The following is a 16,954-nucleotide window of genomic DNA, read 5'->3' as shown; positions in this document are numbered from 1 at the left end:
CTTCGCCGTCTTCGGCGGCTCCAGGATGAAACGACCACGAAATTGTTGGACTTCGACCCTTTGCAGCGCTTCGCTTGGTCTGATGTCCCAACCTGCGAGGTCCTTCGCCTGCCCGCCCGACCGCCCGCTCAGGATGACGTCGGTTTAGTATGCGAGTGCGGTTGTTTCTGCACTCACAGGTGTCATTTTCGCTTCACCGGCGCAACGCGCCGGTCAATTGCTCAGGATGCCGAGTGCTTGAATTTGGGGAGAACAAGAGAATCAGGAACCCGTCATTCTGAGCCCGGCGGAGCGCGGGCGAAGAATCTGGTCGGGGATCGTGCGTTTTCGTTTGGGAACCGGCGACGCTGACTCACGAGTCTGCCCGCTCCCTCGCCGCTCGAGTGAAACATCAGGCACTGGTCGAACGTATGAGCGGGTGATGGATCTTCGGAGGATGGAAATGAACGGAATGAGCGGTGAGTCGGGTCGGATCTCGGTCGCGACACTGGTGGTGATCCTGTTGATCGTCGCAGCTGCCGTCGTGGGAACGCTGGCGATTCGCGGCGATTCCGGCAAGGCTGATGGCGAGGAGGCGACGGAGCAGGAAGGTGAACAATCGAAGGAAAAGACGCCTGTCCCCGTCGAGGTGATGACGGCTTATGTCGGTCCGGTGTCCTCCTGGATCTCGGCGACGGGGAATCTCGTCGCAGAGAATGAGGTTCAGGTGATCTCCGAGACCGAGGGTCGCGTTCGCGCATTTCGATACGAGGAGGGTGAGCCGGTCTCGAGAGGGGCGGTCATGGTGACGCTGGTCTCGGATGAGGAAGAGATCGCGCTTTCCCGTGCGCGGGCCCGAGCGGAGAATGCGCAGGCTGCCTTCGATCGCGCCCAGGGGCTATGGGACCAGAGCCTGCTCAGCAAGGGCGACTACGACAAGACGGCGATGGAGAAGCGAGTGGCGGATCAGGACCTCGCCGAGGCGCAGTGGCGGCTCGGACGGAAGGTCGTGAACGCGCCGATCTCGGGTATCGTGACGCTCAGAAAGGTTCAGGTCGGCCAGCAGATCCGCCCGGGCGATCAGCTGTACACGATCACGGATTTCGATCCGATGATCGCGGATCTCTATCTTCCCGAGCGGGAGGCGATGGCGCTGACGGAAGGACGGGCCGTGAAGCTGACTCCCCGCTCTAATCCCGAGCTCTCCTTCACGGCCGAGGTGCGGCGAGTGAGCACGGTAGTCGATCGGCAGACCGGAACTGTGAAAGTGACCGTCGAAGCGACCGGCGCTCCCTCGGGACTGCGACCCGGTACTTTCATCCAGGCCGACATCGTCCGCGAGACGCACGAGAACGCGGTCATCGTCGACAAGGAAGCGGTGGTTCGTGAGCTCGGCCGCTCCTACGTCTTCGTCGCAAAGGACGGCGTGGCGACGAGACGCGACGTCGAGCTGGGAATCGAGGACGAAAAGACTTTCGAGATCCTCAGCGGTGTCGAGGCGGGAGAGCGAGTGATCGTCGAAGGCCAGGGCGGTCTCAAGGAAGGGGCTGCGGTCAAGGTCATCGGCGAAGAGGCCGCGAGCTGATCGGGGCCGGAGGGGAGCTCACGTCATGAACATCGTCGACTTTTCGGTCAGACGGCGAGTCACCGTGACGGTCGCCGCGGCCGCGCTCGTGATCTTCGGAATCGTCTCCTTCACGCGGCTCCCGATCAACCTGTTGCCCGACGTCTCGTATCCGACCCTGACGGTGGAGACCCGTTATCCGGGTGCGGCTCCGGGGGAGATGGAAGCGTTGATCACGCGACCGCTCGAAGAGACGGTTGGAATCGTCAGCGGTGTCCGGCGGATCACTTCCGCTTCGCGACCCGGACTCTCCCAGGTGACCCTCGAGTTCGAGTGGGGTCGCAACATGGACTTCGCGGCGATCGACGTCCGTCAGAAGCTCGACCTCGTGCAGCTTCCTCGCGAAGCAGAGAGGCCGGTCGTCCTCAGATTCGATCCTTCGAACGAGCCGTTCATGAGACTCTTCGTCGTCGGCGGCGAGGACCTCTACGAGACACGCTACGTGGCGGAAGAAATCCTCAAGAAGGATCTCGAATCCACCGACGGCGTTGCCGCCATCAACGTCAACGGTGGCTATGAAGAGGAGATCCAGGTCGAGGTCGACGAAGGAAAGCTCTCGATCCTCGGATTGTCCGTCGGTGAGCTCAACGAGAGGCTCGCGCGAGAGAACGTCAACCAGGCGGGCGGCAGCCTCTACGAGCAAGAAGCGCGCTATCTTGTCCGAGCGCGGAACGAGTTCAGGAACCTCGACGACATCAGAAACACGATCGTTCTCGCCGAGGGCGGAAGGGTCGTGACTCTCGGTGACGTGGCGCGCGTCGAACGCGGCTTCAGCAAGCGGGACGTCATCACACGATTCGACGGCCGGGAGGGTGTGGAGCTCGCCCTGTACAAGGAAGGGGACGCGAACACGGTTCAGGTCGCCCGCGCGGTTCGTTCCCGGCTCGAGACGAGCAAGAAAGAGCTTCCGGAGGGGATCGAGATTCAGACGGGAGCAGACCAGTCGACCTTCATCGAATCTTCGATCTCCGAGGTCCTCAGCAATGCGTTCATGGGAGGGATCATCGCGATCTTCGTGCTGCTCTTTTTCCTGAAGGATCTGAGAAGCACGCTGATCATCGGTATCTCGATCCCGCTGTCGATCGTCATCACGTTCTCACTGATGAACTTTTTCGGCGTATCGCTCAACATCATGTCGCTCGGCGGACTCGCGCTCGGGGTCGGCATGCTGGTCGACAATGCGATCGTCGTTCTCGAGGCGATCTACAAGCGTCAGGAGGAAGGGGAAGTTCCGATGGAAGCGGCGCGACTCGGGGCATCCGAGGTCGGGCGTGCCGTGATCGCGTCGACGCTCACGACGGTGGCCGTTTTCGTTCCAGTCGTCTTTCTCGAAGGCGTTGCCGCGCAACTGTTTCTCGATCAGGCGCTGACCGTGTCGTTCTCGCTGCTCGCGTCGCTGGCGGTCGCGCTCACCATCATCCCGATGATGGCCGCGCTGATTCTGAAGGATGAATCGGAAGATACCCTGACCGCCGTCGCGGCGGACGGGACCGAGAAGAAGGGCTGGAAGACGTGGCCGCGACGCGGTCTGGTGGCAACTGTTCGCGGGCTTCGAAAGGGCGGCGGTGGCGGCCGGGGAGCTCTGGCCTGGCTCGCACGTCCTTTCGCGGCGGCTTTCGACCGGAGCTACGAGGGGGTCTTCGGTCGTTATCCTTCGGTCCTCCGGCGTGCGCTCTCGGCGCGCAGCCTGGTCCTTCTGGTCGCACTCGGCCTCTTCGTGATGTCGATCCTTGCGGTACCTGGCCTCGGACTCGATCTCATCCCAGCGTTCTCTCAGGGAGAGTTCAGCTACTTCGTCGAGCTTCCGGAGGGGACCCCGCTCGAGGTGACCGACCGAGTTCTCGGCGATGTTCAATCGATGCTCGAAGGAGTCGGGAACGTCGGCTCGTACTCGAGCATCGCGGGAGGGGCGGGGATGTCGCTCTCCAACACCGGCACCGAGGGGGAGAACAGCGGCAGGATTTACGTCCGAATGATGCCCGGGACGCCCTCCGAAGAAGAAGCGGTGGTGATCGCAGACCTCCGCAATCGGATCTCAGAGGTCGGACAGGCGCGATTCAAATTCGAGCGTCCATCGCTTTTCAGCTTCCGTACACCGGTGGAAGTCGAGGTCTACAGTGACGACCTTCGCGCGATGCAGGAGTCGAGTGTCGAAGTCGCCCGGATTCTGAGAGGTATCGATGGCATCGTGGACGTGCGCTCCAACACCGAGCTGGGGAATCCGGAACTTCAGGTTTCATTCGACCGCAATCAGTTGAGCCGGTTCGATCTCGATCTCTTTCAGGTTGCTCAGACGATCCGAACGAAAATTCAGGGAGAGGTCGCGACCCGGTTCATGCAGGGTGATCGGGAGATCGACATCCTCGTTCATGCCGTGACGATCGGTGACGCATCGGTCGAAGACGTTCGCGGCCTGATCGTGGGTCAGCACGAAGGCCGTCCGATCCGGCTCGACTCCGTAGCAACGGTCGAGCTCGTCGAGGGTCCTTCGGAAATCGTCCGGATCGGCCAGAAACGTGCGGGCGTCGTATCCGGCAACCTCTCCGGTCGGGACATGGGAGAGGTCGCCGCCGACATCCGGGCGGCCCTGCGCGCGACTCCCTTCCCCCCCAACGTCATCACGGCGCTCAGCGGACAGGAAGAAGAGATGAGCCGCTCGCTCAACTCCCTGCTCTTCGCGATGGCACTCGCCATCTTTCTCGTCTACATCGTGATGGCCTCACAGTTCGAGTCGTTCCTGCACCCGTTCGTCATCATCTTCACGCTTCCGCTTGCGGCGATCGGAGTGGTGCTCGCGCTGCTCGTGACGGGAAACTCGATCAGTGTCGTGGCGATGATCGGAGTCGTCATGCTGGCAGGGATCGTGGTGAACAATGCGATCGTTCTCGTCGACGCGATCAACCGGCGACGCGACGAAGGGATGGAGAAAGAGGATGCGATCGTCGCGGCTGGCCAGGACCGGCTGAGACCGATTCTGATGACCTCGGCGACGACCATTCTCGGTCTGGCTCCGATGGCGCTCGGGATCGGTGAGGGTGCCGAACTTCGCGCTCCGCTGGCGATCACGGTCATCGGTGGCCTCGCCGTCGCGACGATCCTCACGCTGGTCGTCATCCCGGTCGTCTACTCGCTGGTCGATCGCAAGCGCTACGCTCCGGATACGGAGGCGAGTGCGGTCCGGGCGAAGGACGCGGATCCAAGTGGCGAGGTGGCCCTCGGTCGTCCGCGTGAGGTTCCGTCGTGAACCTTCCGAAGCTGGCGGTCGAACGTCCCGTCACTACGACGATGATTCTCATCAGCGTCGTCGTGGTCGGAGTGATTGCGCTGATGCGGCTTCCGCTGGCATTTCTGCCTGACGTCGACGCTCCGTTCATCGGTGTTCAGATCGGCTATCCCAACTCGAATCCCACCCAGATCGAGCGGGAGATCGTCAAGCCGGTCGAAGAAGCTCTCGCGACGCTTTCGGGCGTCAGGAAGATCAGCAGCGAAGCGACGGCCGACCAGGGGAGCGTCTTTCTCGAGTTTGCATGGGGTGAATCGCTCGACATCCTTCGGATGGAGGTGTCCGAGAAGATCGACCAGATCGAGCCGACACTTCCCGAAGGGATCAGCGAGCCGCTGATCTTTTCGTTCAGCACTTCCGACATTCCGGTCGTCCAGGCTCGGGTCTCGGCCGAGGGAATCGACCTGAGCGAAAGCTACGAACTGCTCGAGACGAGACTCCTCAATCCGCTCCGCCGCGTACCCGGCGTCGGTCGCGTCGATCTCGATGGAGTCAACCCGAAGGAGATCTCCATCGATCTCGAGATGGCTGCCATCCGGGCGTACGACATTGACGTCGGCGAGCTGATCGCGAAGCTGCAGGGTGCGTCCTCGAACCTCGTTCTCGGAGAGGTTCGCAACGGAGGTGAGCGCTACACGGCTCGTGTCGTTGGCCGGTTCCAGTCGGTCGAGGCCTTCGAGAATCTGACGATCAACGAGACGGGAGTCCGGCTCGGAGACATCGCCAACGTCACCTACCAGGAGCCCCCGCTCCTGTATGGACGGAACCTCAACGGCAAGTTCGCGATCGGACTGACGGTATTCAAGGAGTCGACCGCGAACACCGTCGAGACCGCGCGAGAAGTCATGCGTGTCATCGAGGAAGACATCGGTTCCGATCCGCTACTCAACGGAATTAACGTTTTCGTCTGGGAAGACCAGGCGGACGAGATCGTCAACGGTGTCACGGGACTCCGGACGAGCGGCTTCGTCGGAGGGCTCCTCGCCGTCTTCGTTCTCTACTTCTTTCTTCGACGGTTCGACTCGACTCTAATCGTCTCACTGACGATCCCCTTCTCGATCATCGCTGCCTGCGGCGTCCTCTTTTTCATGGGGAAAACGCTCAACATCCTGTCGATGATGGGGCTGATGCTCGGGGTCGGAATGCTCGTCGACAACGCAGTCGTGGTGCTCGAATCGATCGACCGGACGCATCGTACGGTGGGTAACACGAAAAAGGCAGCCCTGATCGGCGCGAACCATGTCTCCGTCGCCGTGACGAGTGCCACGCTGACCTCGCTGATCGTATTTTTTCCGCTGATTTTCGGAGATGGAAACGAGCTGACGATCTGGCTCGGCGAGGTGGGCATCGCCATTTCGCTCGCCCTGATCTGCTCGTTGTTCTCGTCGCTCACGCTGATTCCGCTGATGTCGGCGCACTTCCTCAAGGCGAAAAAGGCAAAGCCGATCCCGATCATCGAAAAGCTGGAAGCCCGATACGTCCGCGTTCTCGGGTGGACGCTGGCGCATCCGTGGAAATCATCGTTCATCATCGCCGGGGCTTTCGTGGCCGGCATCCTGCCATTCGTCTTCGGACTCGTCGAAGGAGGAATGTTCTCGGCGACCAAGAACACGCGCCTGTACCTCCAGTACGAGTACAGCGACTTCACGTACCAGTCCGAGTCGGCCGAAGCCGTGGCGAAGGTCGAGGAGTACCTCAATGCGCATCGCGACGAGTACTACATCGACTCGATCTACTCGTTCTATGCGGAAAATCAGGCCGGGACGACGCTCACCCTCACGCGGGAAGACCTCGGCGACAAGGAGATCGGTGAGCTCCGGAAGAAAATTCGGGAAGGGTTGCCGGAGGTTCCCGGCGCGAGGATCTTCTTTTATGAGGATACAGAGTCGGGCGGCAGCAGCACCTACTTCTCGGTGAAGTTCTTCGGACAGGACACGACGCTTCTCGAGCGTTATGCGAGAGAAGCCGTTCGGCGGCTGGAGACCGTCGAGGGCGTCAATGACATCTCGACGTCGCTCGACAGCGCGAGACGAGAGATCCAGGTGACCATCGACAGAGACAAGGCGGCGAAGCTCGGTCTGACCGCCCAGGACATGTCCGACATTTTCGGGTTCACGCTCGGCGGCATGCGCCTTCGACGTTTCAATGCGGGTGACCGTGAGGTGGAGACCTGGCTCGCGCTGCGCGACGAGGATCGCGAGACCATGGACGACCTCAGGAACCTCCAGCTTCGTACCGCAACCGGAACCGAGCTGACGCTCGGCGACGTTGCCGATTTCCAGATCGTCTCGAGCCCCGACGAGATCGATCGCGAAAACAGGAAGGTTCGAGTTCAGTTGCGGGCGGTCTACGACGGCGAGAACTGGGACGCTACGAAAGAACAGATCACCGGACTCATGGACTCGTTCGATCTGCCGCCGGGATATTCGTGGTCGTACAACGACCGGATCGTCGAACAGGAGAGTCAGGACGCTCAGATGCTCTTCAACGTCCTGATGGCGCTCATGCTCGTCTACGTCGTCATGGCGGCGCTCTTCGAATCGTACGCGCAGCCCTTCGCGATCCTCTTTTCGATTCCGCTGGCGCTCCCGGGGATCACATGGCTGCTCGCGGCGACGGGAACTCCGTTCAACATGATGGCTCAGATCGGGATTCTGATCCTGATGGGCATCGTCGTGAACAACGGAATCGTGCTGCTCGATCACCTCAACCATCTTCGAAGATCGGGTCTCGGTCGCGAAGAGGCGATTCTTCAGGCGGGCCGCGACCGGCTCCGACCGATCATGATGACCGCGCTCACCACGATTACCGGGCTGCTGCCTCTGGCGATCGGCGGCGCGCACGTCGGCGGATTGATGTACTTCCCGATGGCACGCACCGTTCTCGGCGGTCTGATCTCGTCGACTTTTCTGACGCTTCTCGTCCTTCCGTTCATCAATGACAGGATCGAGGCGACGGCCGGCTGGGTCAAAGGCGTCTGGAGCGCCGCGCGTCCGCGCGAGAAGACCAATGCTGTCGACGGCGACACCGAACCGGCCACGGCCTGAGCCGCCTCCACGGATCAGAGGAAACGTGGCTTGAACAGCCGGCGTGCGATCACCCCCAGCTTTGCCCCGGTCGACAGCGAGATCCGGCGGTGCAGCACCGCGAATGGATCGCGCTCGAGACGCTCGAGCACCGTTGCATAAACGCCACCCATCAGGACGACCGGAAAGCGTGAATCCCGCTCGATCTCCCCGATGAGCGGCTCCGCCCTCTCGAAGTACGATCGCGCCCGCTCGAATTGGAAGCGGAGCAGCGCCTCCATCGCGGGGGTGTGAGCGCGTGCGATCAGATCCTCCTCGCTTACGCCGAACCTATCGAGATCCTCCGCGGGTACATAGATCCGGTCGCGATCGAGATCGTCACCGACGTCGCGGCTGATGTTCGTGAGCTGCAGCGCGGTCGAGAGGTCGCGCCCGTGCTCAATTGCAGAGTCGCTGTCGTAGCCGAAGATCGAAAGGGAGATCTCGGAGATCGACGCGGCGACCAGCCGGCAGTACTCCAGTAGTTCCTCGAAGGTCTCGTATCGGGTCTTGACCAAATCCTGCCGGCAGCCGTCGATCAGATCGACGAATGCCTGCTTCGGTACGGGAAAGCGCTGAATCGTGTCGTAGAGCGCAACGGTGACGACCTGCTTCGGCCGTCCGGCGTAGCATGCTTCCAGCTCCCCCTGCCACTGGTCGAGCCTCTCTTCGATTCCGGTTCCCGGATCGTCCGCGATGTCGTCCGCGAGCCGGCAGAACGCGTACGCCGCATAGACTCCGTTGCGTTTGTGGCGGGGAAGGAACCGGAATCCGACCGAGAAGTTCGCCCCGTACTGATGCGTGATCCGGCGACAGACCGCATAGGCCTCGCTCATCGCTGGTGAATCCGTCTCGTGAGGCGTCGCGATCATCCGGACTCCGAATCGCCATTCTCGAGCGGCCCGAGCGGAGGAACCTTCATCGCCGTGTCGCGGGCGCGGCACCAGTGCGGACCCGGCTTGTGCTGGCACTTGCCTCGGTGCCGCCAGAAGCGCTGGACGACCGACGAGATCCCGCTCTTCCACCACGCCTGCTGGTGCCAGCCGTACAGAAAGTCGCGGAGATCTCCCGCTCGGGCGGCATCGCGGGTGAAGAGCGAGAGCCCGGCGTTGCCGCCGATCTCGTAGAGAAATCGGTTTGCGACGCTCGTGAACTGTTTTGTGCCGAGCTGTTCCCGCCACATCGAATCAAAAGAACGGCCCGCGAGGATCGCCTGAGCGGCGAGGTTCCCGCTCGTGAGCGCATATCGGATCCCGAGACCGAAGAGATAGTCCTGAAATCCCGCGGACTCGCCGACATAAACGGCCTGATCGCTCATTGCCGACTGCTTGAGATGAAAATTCATGTAGGAGTAGCCGGTGCGGCGGTCCTCGTTCGGGTCGAAGTCTCTCAGTTTCATGGCTCGTGCGAGACAGTGATCGAAATACCGGTCAATGTTTTTGAAGTCGCTGACGATGGCGCAGCCGAAGGTCGCAACGTCGTCGAGGATGAAGAGATACGAATAGCCGCCGGGCGAGAGGTGGTGATCGAAGTAGACGTCGACGATCTCCGGGCCCTCCGCGCGGAACGTGATTTCCTTCGCCAGGCCATCGGGGCTCGCCGGACCGGTCGCGACTATGCGGGCCTCCGAAGGATCCAGACGGCTGGAGAAGTGGATATCGACTCCGAGCTCACGCGCCTGGGAAAGAAGTCCGCGATCGAGTGTCCCGTCGAACGGACCCCGGCGGATGAAGTAACCGTACGGCTCGGTGCTTTGAAGCTCGAAGGCGCGGCCCTTGTGGTCGAAAAAGCTCGAGCGATGGACGGGTCTGAAGTAGAAGTTGCGCTCGATCCCGATCCGGTCGAGAAAGTCCTCGATCCGCTCTTCCTCCGAGAAGTTCTCGAGAATCTGGAGATCGCCGATGAAGCGCCTGCCGACGTCGGCATTCTTCTCGTGAACTTCGACGCGTCGTCCGGCTCGTGCGAGCGCGATCGCGGCCGAGAGCCCCGACGGGCCTGCGCCTGCGATGCGAATGATGTCCGAGTCGTCGTTCATCGGCGAGTCTGCCAACCGTGCGCGTCGCGCGCGAGATTCCGAACAAGAGAAGGGATCAGGGGTCAGGGATCAGGGATCAGGATTCGGGAGCCAGGGTTGAAGAGCGAAGCACTCGTCATTCTGAGCCCGGCGCAGCACGGGCGAAGAATCCGGGCGGGGGATCGTCAATCAACGTTGCCGGTGACCTGTCATTTTCTTCCACGAGCCTGCCCCCAGATCGTTCGCCGTCCTTCGGCGGCTCCTAATGAAACGACGACGAAATTGCGTGGACTTCGACCTTTTGCAGCGCTTCGCTTGGCCTGATGTCCCACCCTGCAGGGTCCCTCGCTTGCCCACCCGACCGCCCGCTCGGGACGACGTCGGTTTGAGTATGGGGTGCGGAGTTTTGCGGGCTCCGGTTTTCATTCCCGCTTCACCGGCTCAACGCGTCGGTCAATTGCATCAGGATGACGAGCGTTTGAATTCGCGAGAACAAATGTTTCAGCGGCTCGAGGCGAAGGCGCGCTCGCGCGGGTCGAGCCGGTCGGCGAGATCGTCTCCGATCGCGTGAATGGAAAGAATCGTCAGAAAGATCGTCGTGCCGGGAAAAATCACGAGCCACCACGCAATCCCGGCGTAGTTTCGTGCCGCGGCGAGAATCGCCCCCCACGAATGGTGGGGGAGCTGCACACCGAACCCGAGGAAGGTGAGCGCCGCTTCGGCCGCAATCGCTCCCGCCGCTCCGAAGCTGGCCGATACGAGAGCCGGCGCCAGGGCGATCGGAAGCAGATGCCGGAAGATCACACGGGCTGGCGCGGCGCCCGTCGCGATGGCGGCGAGGCTCAGCTCGCTCTCCCGGAGTCGCAGAACCTCGGCGCGAACGAAGCGGGCCTCGTGAACCCATCCCGTTGCGACGAATGCCGCGATGATCGACCAGATCGAAGGTCCCGCGATGGCGATGATCGCCAGAACCAGGAAGAGGTTCGGAAACGACAGCACCGACTCGATCGATCTGGAGATGATCGTGTCGATGAAGCCTCCGTACCACCCTGCAATCGCACCGAGACCCGCGCCGATCAGCAGCGATGCGGCTCCCGTGATCAGGCCGACCAGCAGCGATGTTCGGCTCCCGTGGATGAGCCTGGCGAGAACATCCCGGCCGAGATCGTCGGTCCCCAGGAGGTGAGCCGCGGATGGCGGCTCGAGTCGATCGGCGGGAGAGGTTCTGGTTGGAGAATGGGGGACGAGAGGGCCGACGAGTCGATCGTCCTGACGGGGATCGTGTGCAATCAACGGCGCCAAAGTCCCACAGACCGTCATTGCGATCAGCCATATAACCGCACCTCGGTTGAATCTGCTCATCGCAGGCGGCTCTCCTCGATTGCGACCCTCGGGTCGATTGCCCGGTACGAGAGATCCGCGGCGAGGTTGACGAGCAGAGTGACCGCGGCCATCAGCAGTGTGAGTCCGCTGATCAGCGGGTAATCGCGCTGGAGAACCGCATCGAAAAAGAGTTTTCCGAGCCCACGCCACTGGAAGATCTGCTCGACGATCACGCTGCCCGAGAGTACCCAGGGGAGAACGAGCGCGATGAGCGTGAGGATCGGCACCAGAGCTGCCCGGAAAGCGTGCTTCCAGACGAGCCGCGTCTCCGAGAGGCCTCGGGCTCTCGCCGCGATGATGTGCTGCTCACCGAGGCACTCGATCATTGCGCGCCGCGTGTGTCGGAGGAAGAGAGCGAAGGCTCCACTCGCAAGGACCGTCACGGGAAGGACGAGATGGCGGAGATGGTCGAGTAGTCCGCCATCCGATCCGAGCTCCCTCATCCCCTGAAGGGGGAGAAGGGGAAAGCGCATGACGAGCAGCTCGATCAGGAGCACGGCCAGCCAGAATCCCGGAATGGCGAAGAGAATGAATGCGGCAACGGAAATCGATCGGTCGAGCCGGCCTCCTTTCCGTCGCGCTGACAGAACCCCGAGAGGGATCGCGGCACCGATTGCGAGAAACAACGCGATGCCGTTGAGCTCGATCGATGCCGCAACCCGCTCGGAGATCTTTTCGGTCACCGGTCTCGCATCGGAGTATGAGCGGCCGAGATCACCGGTCGAGACCGCCCGGACCCATTTGAGGTACTGGACGGGTAGAGGCCGGTCGAGACCCCATCGCACGCGCGTGAGCTCGACCAGTTCGGGCGGTACGGTCCTGGTGCTCGTTCCGATGCCGAGATGATAGGAAACCGGGTCTCCGGGGACTGCGCGCGTCAGGATGAAAACCAGCAGAGTGATTCCGAACAGCGTCACGAGCGCGGAGACGACTCTTCGCGCTGCGTAGGCGATCATGCCGCGTCGCTCTCGGGCGCGGGCGCGGCCTGCCTTTGAGGGCTGATCCACCAGCCCCTCATTCCGGGATACCAGAGGAACGGTCCGATGCCTCTGGCCATCCGAACGCCATGGATTCTGCGATTGACCGCCCACTTTTTCGCTTCCTGAACGACCCAGGTGTAGGGCTGATCCTCGGACAGGACCGCATGGAGCTCCCGATAGATCGCCTCACGCTTTGCGGGATCGAGCTCGTTGCGGCCCTCCTCGATGAGGCGGTCGGCACGCGGGTTCGAATAGTAGACGAAGTTCTGTCCGGTGGGAGGGATCTGCGACGAGTGAAATGTCGAATAGACGTCCGGGTCGGGATCGATTCCCCAGGCGAGAAAGGCCGCATCGAAGTCGCCTTCAATGACTCGGGCGAAAAAGGTCGCCCGGTCGAGCGGTACGACATTCAGCGTGAGGCCGATTGTGGAGAGCGCGTCCTGAAGGATCTGGCCGATCTGCTGTGAGATCGGTGATCCGGAGGAGACGATCAGGTCGATCGACACGGCCTCGCCATTCTTCTCCAGCACGCCGTCCTGATCGATGTCGCTGAGGCCGGCCGAGGCCAGCAGCTGGGCGGCTCCGTCGAGGTCGTATCGAACTGCCGTGACGTTCTGGTTGTATGCCCACATGTCGGGTGTGAAGGGTCCCGTGATGATTCTCGCCGTGCCGTAGTAGAGGTTCTCGATGATCGTCGCGCGATCGAGGCTCATCGTCATCGCCCGGCGGACCCTGGGGTCGCTCAGCACCGGATGACGGTTGTTCCACGCGATGAAGCTGTAATCGAGCTCGTAGAACGTCTGAAAATCCATCCGCTGTTGGACCAGCGGATTGTTGCGCTCCTGAGTCCAGCGGTCGGAGGAGACGCTCATCACATCGATGTCTCCGAGCTTCATTGCGTTCCACGCTGTGGTGTCGTCTTCTAGAAGACGGAACACGACCTCTTCGATGAACGGTTTCTGGCGCCAGTAATCATCACGCCGGACCAGCCGGATGTGGCTGCCCGGCACGCGCTCTTCCAGAACATACGGACCAGTTCCGACGCTTTCGAAATCCGGTTGTGAGTGATCACGGTCGGCGTAGATGTGTCTCGGGAGAAGCGGGATATTGAACGTCTCGATGAGACCCGCGCGGGGAGTCGTGAATCGGATCTCAGCGGTGCGGTCGTCGATGATCCGGCTCCGCTTCAGATCCAGCGAGGTGAAGAGTCCGGCGTACTGTGGCGAGGGGATCTCCCCCTCGACGATCGCCCGGAGCGTGTAGATCAGATCTCCCGATGTGACCGGCTTTCCATCGCTCCAGGTGGCGCGGGGGTCGAGATGGAAGGTGATCGCTCTGCCGTCGGGCGATATTTCCCACTTGCGTGCCAGGCCTGGTTGAATCTCGAGCTTGTCGTTCCATTCGACGAGAGCGTCCTGCAGGCAGGAGATGACGTACTTCTCGTTGAGGGTGGTGGAGCGCACGAAGTTGAGCGTCGCGATCTCCGAGGAGAGGCGTCGGTTGAGCGTTCCCCCTTCGATCGGAAATGTGGTTTGCTGCGCGGTCTGCTCGGTGACCGGCTCAGCGCATTGAAGGAGGACGAGCAGGCCGGCAATGGCCGGGAAAATTCGAAGGTGACGGCTCATGGCCCGCAATTATAAGGGCCGATCGCTGTGAGATATCGTACGCCGACGATGAGCCAGATGCCGGTCGAGTCCGAGCGAGCCGGCCTTTCGAGCGAAGGCCTCCGGAAGCTCGTCCACATGTTCTTCGGGATCTTCGCGTTCGCGCTCGGGTGGCTGACGACGCTGCAGGCGGCCATTCTCGCGATGGTCGCGGCGCTTTTCAATCGCTTCGTCCTTCCGGCCGCAGGAGGCCGCCGGATTGCCCGGTCGGACGTCGGGTGGGACTCCGGGATCGTGATCTATCCGATCTCCGTTCTCGTGGTCATCGTGGTCTTCCACGACCGGCCGGCCCTTGCCGCGATCGTCTGGTGCATCCTCGCCTTCGGCGACGGGATCGCGACGCTCGTCGGCCGGAACCTTCCCCTTGCACCGCTTCCGTGGAATCCCTCGAAGAGCATCGCCGGGAGTTTGAGCTTCATCGCGCTCGCCGCACCGATCGCATGGATGGCGTCCTCCTTCGTCGACACGACGGAGGACGCCCCCGGAGCGCCCCTGATGGTCATCGTCATCATCGCGACGATCACGGCTGCAATCGTGGAGAGCCTGCCTCTCGGTATCGACGACAATATCGTGATTCCTCTCTTCGCCGGTTATGCAGCGGCGCTCGTTTCGACCGCTGTTTCGATTCCGCATGTGGTCGGTGGAGGCGCAACGGCCGTATGGCTCGTGATCAACCTGGTGCTCGGTTGTCTTGGCTGGCTGGCGAGATCGGTTTCGGTCTCCGGGATGTTCGGGGGGATCGCGCTCGGAGCGGTGATGATCGTTTTCGGCGGGTGGGAGCTCTATCTGACGATGCTGCTGTTCTTCGTCATCGGCAGCGTCGTCACGAAGATGGGTTTCGCGAGAAAGGCAGCGGCTGGTCTCGCACAGGAGTCGGGCGGGCGCCGCGGGTTCTCGCATGCGTTTTCGAACATCGGTGTGGCGTCGATCCTGGCGATTTTCATCACGAGCTCGTCCCGGCCGGCTGAGCTCCTCTGGATGGCGGCGATCGCGTCGCTGGCGACCGCTGCGGCGGACACGACGGCTTCGGAGATCGGCCAACTGATCGGCAGACGGGCGTTTCTTCCGCTCACCCTGAAGCGGGTTCCGGCGGGAACGGAAGGCGCGGTTTCGCTCGAAGGAACTGCGGCGGGCGCAATCGCGGGATTCGTCGTGGCTTCGTTCGGTGTCTGGCTGATCCGCGAACAGGTTGCTGGATCTGCCGCCGTTGCCGTCATCATCGTCGGACTCTCGGCAATCGTCGGGTCGTGGCTCGAAAGTGTGGCGGGAAGCTTCAATCGACAGCGGGGGCTCGATGTCTCCAACGGGGCACTGAATTTTCTCAATACGATGGCGGGCGCGACCCTCGCTTACTGGGCTGGGATGGTGATTTTGTGAAGCGGAGCGTTCTGATCGTCGGCCGGCCGAACGTCGGAAAGTCGACGCTCTTCAATCGGCTGACGAGGAGCCGTCGCGCGCTCACTCACGACATGCCCGGAATGACGAGGGACCTGATACGGGGGATCGTCGAGGACGACGAGATCACCTTCGAGCTCGTCGACAGCGGTGGGCTGGAGTACGGTGACGACCCTCTCTCTGCGTTCGCGGGCGAGATCAGACAGCAGGCCGAGGCCGCGATCGAGGACGCCGATCTGATTCTTCTCGTGGTCGATGGCCGGGAGGGTGTCACGGCGGCGGACGAAGAGATCGCCCAACACCTTCGGGGAGTCGCGGAGCGGGTCATCGTCATCGTCAACAAAACCGACACGAAGGCGGGAGAGCTCGGCATGCACGAGTTCCATTCGCTCGGCTTCGAAAGGGTTCTCGGGGTCTCGGCGGAGCACGGCACGGGAATCGACGACCTTCTCGAAACCATTGCCGAATCCCTTCCCGACGCGGATGGAGCGGGTGCCGGAGTTGATGATCAGGCCGGCCCGATCCGTCTTGCGATCATCGGCCGTCCGAACGTCGGAAAGAGCTCGCTCCTGAACCGGCTGCTGGGGGAAGAACGCTCGATCGTCTCGGAGATCTCCGGGACGACGCGGGATTCGGTCGACACGCTGATCGAGAGGGACGGCAAGCTTTACGAGATCGTCGACACGGCCGGCATTCGGCGGAAAGGGAAGACGACCGAGGCTGCGGAGAAGCTCTCGATCATCTCGGCTCGCAAGGCGATCGACGCGTGCGACATCGCTCTCGTGGTTCTGGACGGGACGGAAGGAGCAACCTCGCAGGACGCGACGGTGGCGGGTTACGCGCAGGATGCCGGAAAGGCGGCGATCATTCTCGTGAACAAGTGGGACGCGGTCGAACGCTCGGAAGAGCTCGCGAAGAAGACGGAGGAAGAGATCCGGCGGATCATGAAATTTCTCTGGTTCGCGCCGATCGAGCTGATCTCGGCCAGGACGGGGAGGAGGGTGGACAAGATTTTCGGCGTCGTCGACCTGGTCGCCGCCTCGTACCGCGCCCGATTCACGACCTCGCGTGTCAACGACATCCTCGAGCGTGCCGTGCAACGCCACATGCCACCCGCGATCTCCCGCGGGCGTGCCCGGAGGTTCTACTACGGGACGCAGGTGAAGGACTCGCCGCCGACCTTCGCCCTCTTCTCGAACACGAGCGAGCCGATTCACTTTTCGTATCGCCGATACCTCGAGAACACGTTTCGCGAAGAGCTCGGACTCTTCGGAACCCCGGTTCGGCTGGTGATCCGAAGCCGGAAAGGCTTCGAAGGAGGAGAAAGACGGGGTCGGGGGGGGTGTGAGGTGGAGTAAGCGGAATTTGGGGTTGGTTTGTGGGGGTGGGTGGTTGGGGTGGGGGGTGGGGGGGGGGGGGGGGGGGGGGGGGGGGGGGGGGGGGGGTCCCTTTGCCAGCCTGCGCAGACAGGACCGTGCTTGATGAACCAGTCGAGCCTGGCTTCGGCGCGTGTCTTCTGCCAGTGGTGGGTGTTGCGATAGGCGCGGGTGGTGGTGGGGAAGCAGGT

General features: G+C 62.2%; 10 protein-coding genes. 5 read left to right on the top strand and 5 right to left on the bottom strand.

The window, feature by feature from the left end:
- Positions 1–421 precede the first annotated feature (421 nt).
- Genes KY459_16355 through KY459_16345 form a run of 3 tightly spaced genes read left to right on the top strand, consistent with a single transcriptional unit; the run spans position 422 to position 7,933 of the window.
- Positions 422–1,564, top strand: coding sequence for an efflux RND transporter periplasmic adaptor subunit (locus tag KY459_16355; protein ID MBW3566280.1), 1,143 nt, complete (start codon positions 422–424; stop codon positions 1,562–1,564).
- Positions 1,565–1,589: 25 nt separating this feature from the next.
- A complete protein-coding gene (locus KY459_16350) occupies positions 1,590–4,847 on the top strand; it encodes an efflux RND transporter permease subunit (protein ID MBW3566279.1) in 3,258 nt (1,085 codons plus the stop codon).
- The gene (locus KY459_16345; GenBank protein MBW3566278.1) at positions 4,844–7,933 is read left to right on the top strand and encodes an efflux RND transporter permease subunit; all 3,090 of its coding nucleotides are present in this window, start codon (positions 4,844–4,846) and stop codon (positions 7,931–7,933) included. Before KY459_16350 ends, KY459_16345 begins: the two co-directional genes overlap by 4 nt.
- Before the next feature lie 14 nt (positions 7,934–7,947).
- On the opposite strand, the gene KY459_16340 is transcribed toward KY459_16345, so the two are convergent.
- From KY459_16340 to KY459_16320, 5 genes are all read right to left on the bottom strand, one after another.
- Positions 7,948–8,787 (bottom strand): squalene/phytoene synthase family protein, encoded by an 840-nt coding sequence (locus KY459_16340; protein MBW3566277.1) that lies wholly within the window; start codon positions 8,785–8,787, stop codon positions 7,948–7,950.
- A 32-nt stretch (positions 8,788–8,819) separates the two neighbouring features.
- Positions 8,820–9,986, bottom strand: coding sequence for an NAD(P)/FAD-dependent oxidoreductase (locus tag KY459_16335; protein MBW3566276.1), 1,167 nt, complete (start codon positions 9,984–9,986; stop codon positions 8,820–8,822).
- Positions 9,987–10,466: 480 nt separating this feature from the next.
- Entirely contained in the window at positions 10,467–11,285 is an 819-nt protein-coding gene (locus KY459_16330) for an ABC transporter permease (protein MBW3566275.1), read from the bottom strand.
- Positions 11,286–11,323: 38 nt separating this feature from the next.
- Positions 11,324–12,304, bottom strand: a complete 981-nt coding sequence (locus tag KY459_16325; protein MBW3566274.1) for an ABC transporter permease — start codon at positions 12,302–12,304, stop codon at positions 11,324–11,326.
- Positions 12,301–13,953: a hypothetical protein gene (locus KY459_16320; GenBank protein ID MBW3566273.1), complete on the bottom strand. Its 1,653-nt coding sequence runs from the start codon at positions 13,951–13,953 to the stop codon at positions 12,301–12,303. Before KY459_16320 ends, KY459_16325 begins: the two co-directional genes overlap by 4 nt.
- A 48-nt stretch (positions 13,954–14,001) precedes the next feature.
- Here KY459_16320 and KY459_16315 point away from each other — a divergent pair, with 48 nt between their 5' ends.
- Positions 14,002–15,369: a DUF92 domain-containing protein gene (locus KY459_16315; protein ID MBW3566272.1), complete on the top strand. Its 1,368-nt coding sequence runs from the start codon at positions 14,002–14,004 to the stop codon at positions 15,367–15,369.
- On the top strand, positions 15,366–16,745 hold the full coding sequence (der, locus tag KY459_16310) for a ribosome biogenesis GTPase Der (GenBank protein ID MBW3566271.1): 1,380 nt from the start codon (positions 15,366–15,368) through the stop codon (positions 16,743–16,745). The genes KY459_16315 and der overlap by 4 nt, the downstream gene beginning before the upstream one ends.
- Positions 16,746–16,954 lie beyond the last annotated feature (209 nt).

It is taken from the genome of Acidobacteriota bacterium, assembly GCA_019347945.1.
In the GTDB taxonomy this organism is placed as follows: Bacteria; Acidobacteriota; Thermoanaerobaculia; order Gp7-AA8; family JAHWKK01; genus JAHWKK01.
This window is presented reverse-complemented; position numbering and strand designations above follow the sequence as displayed.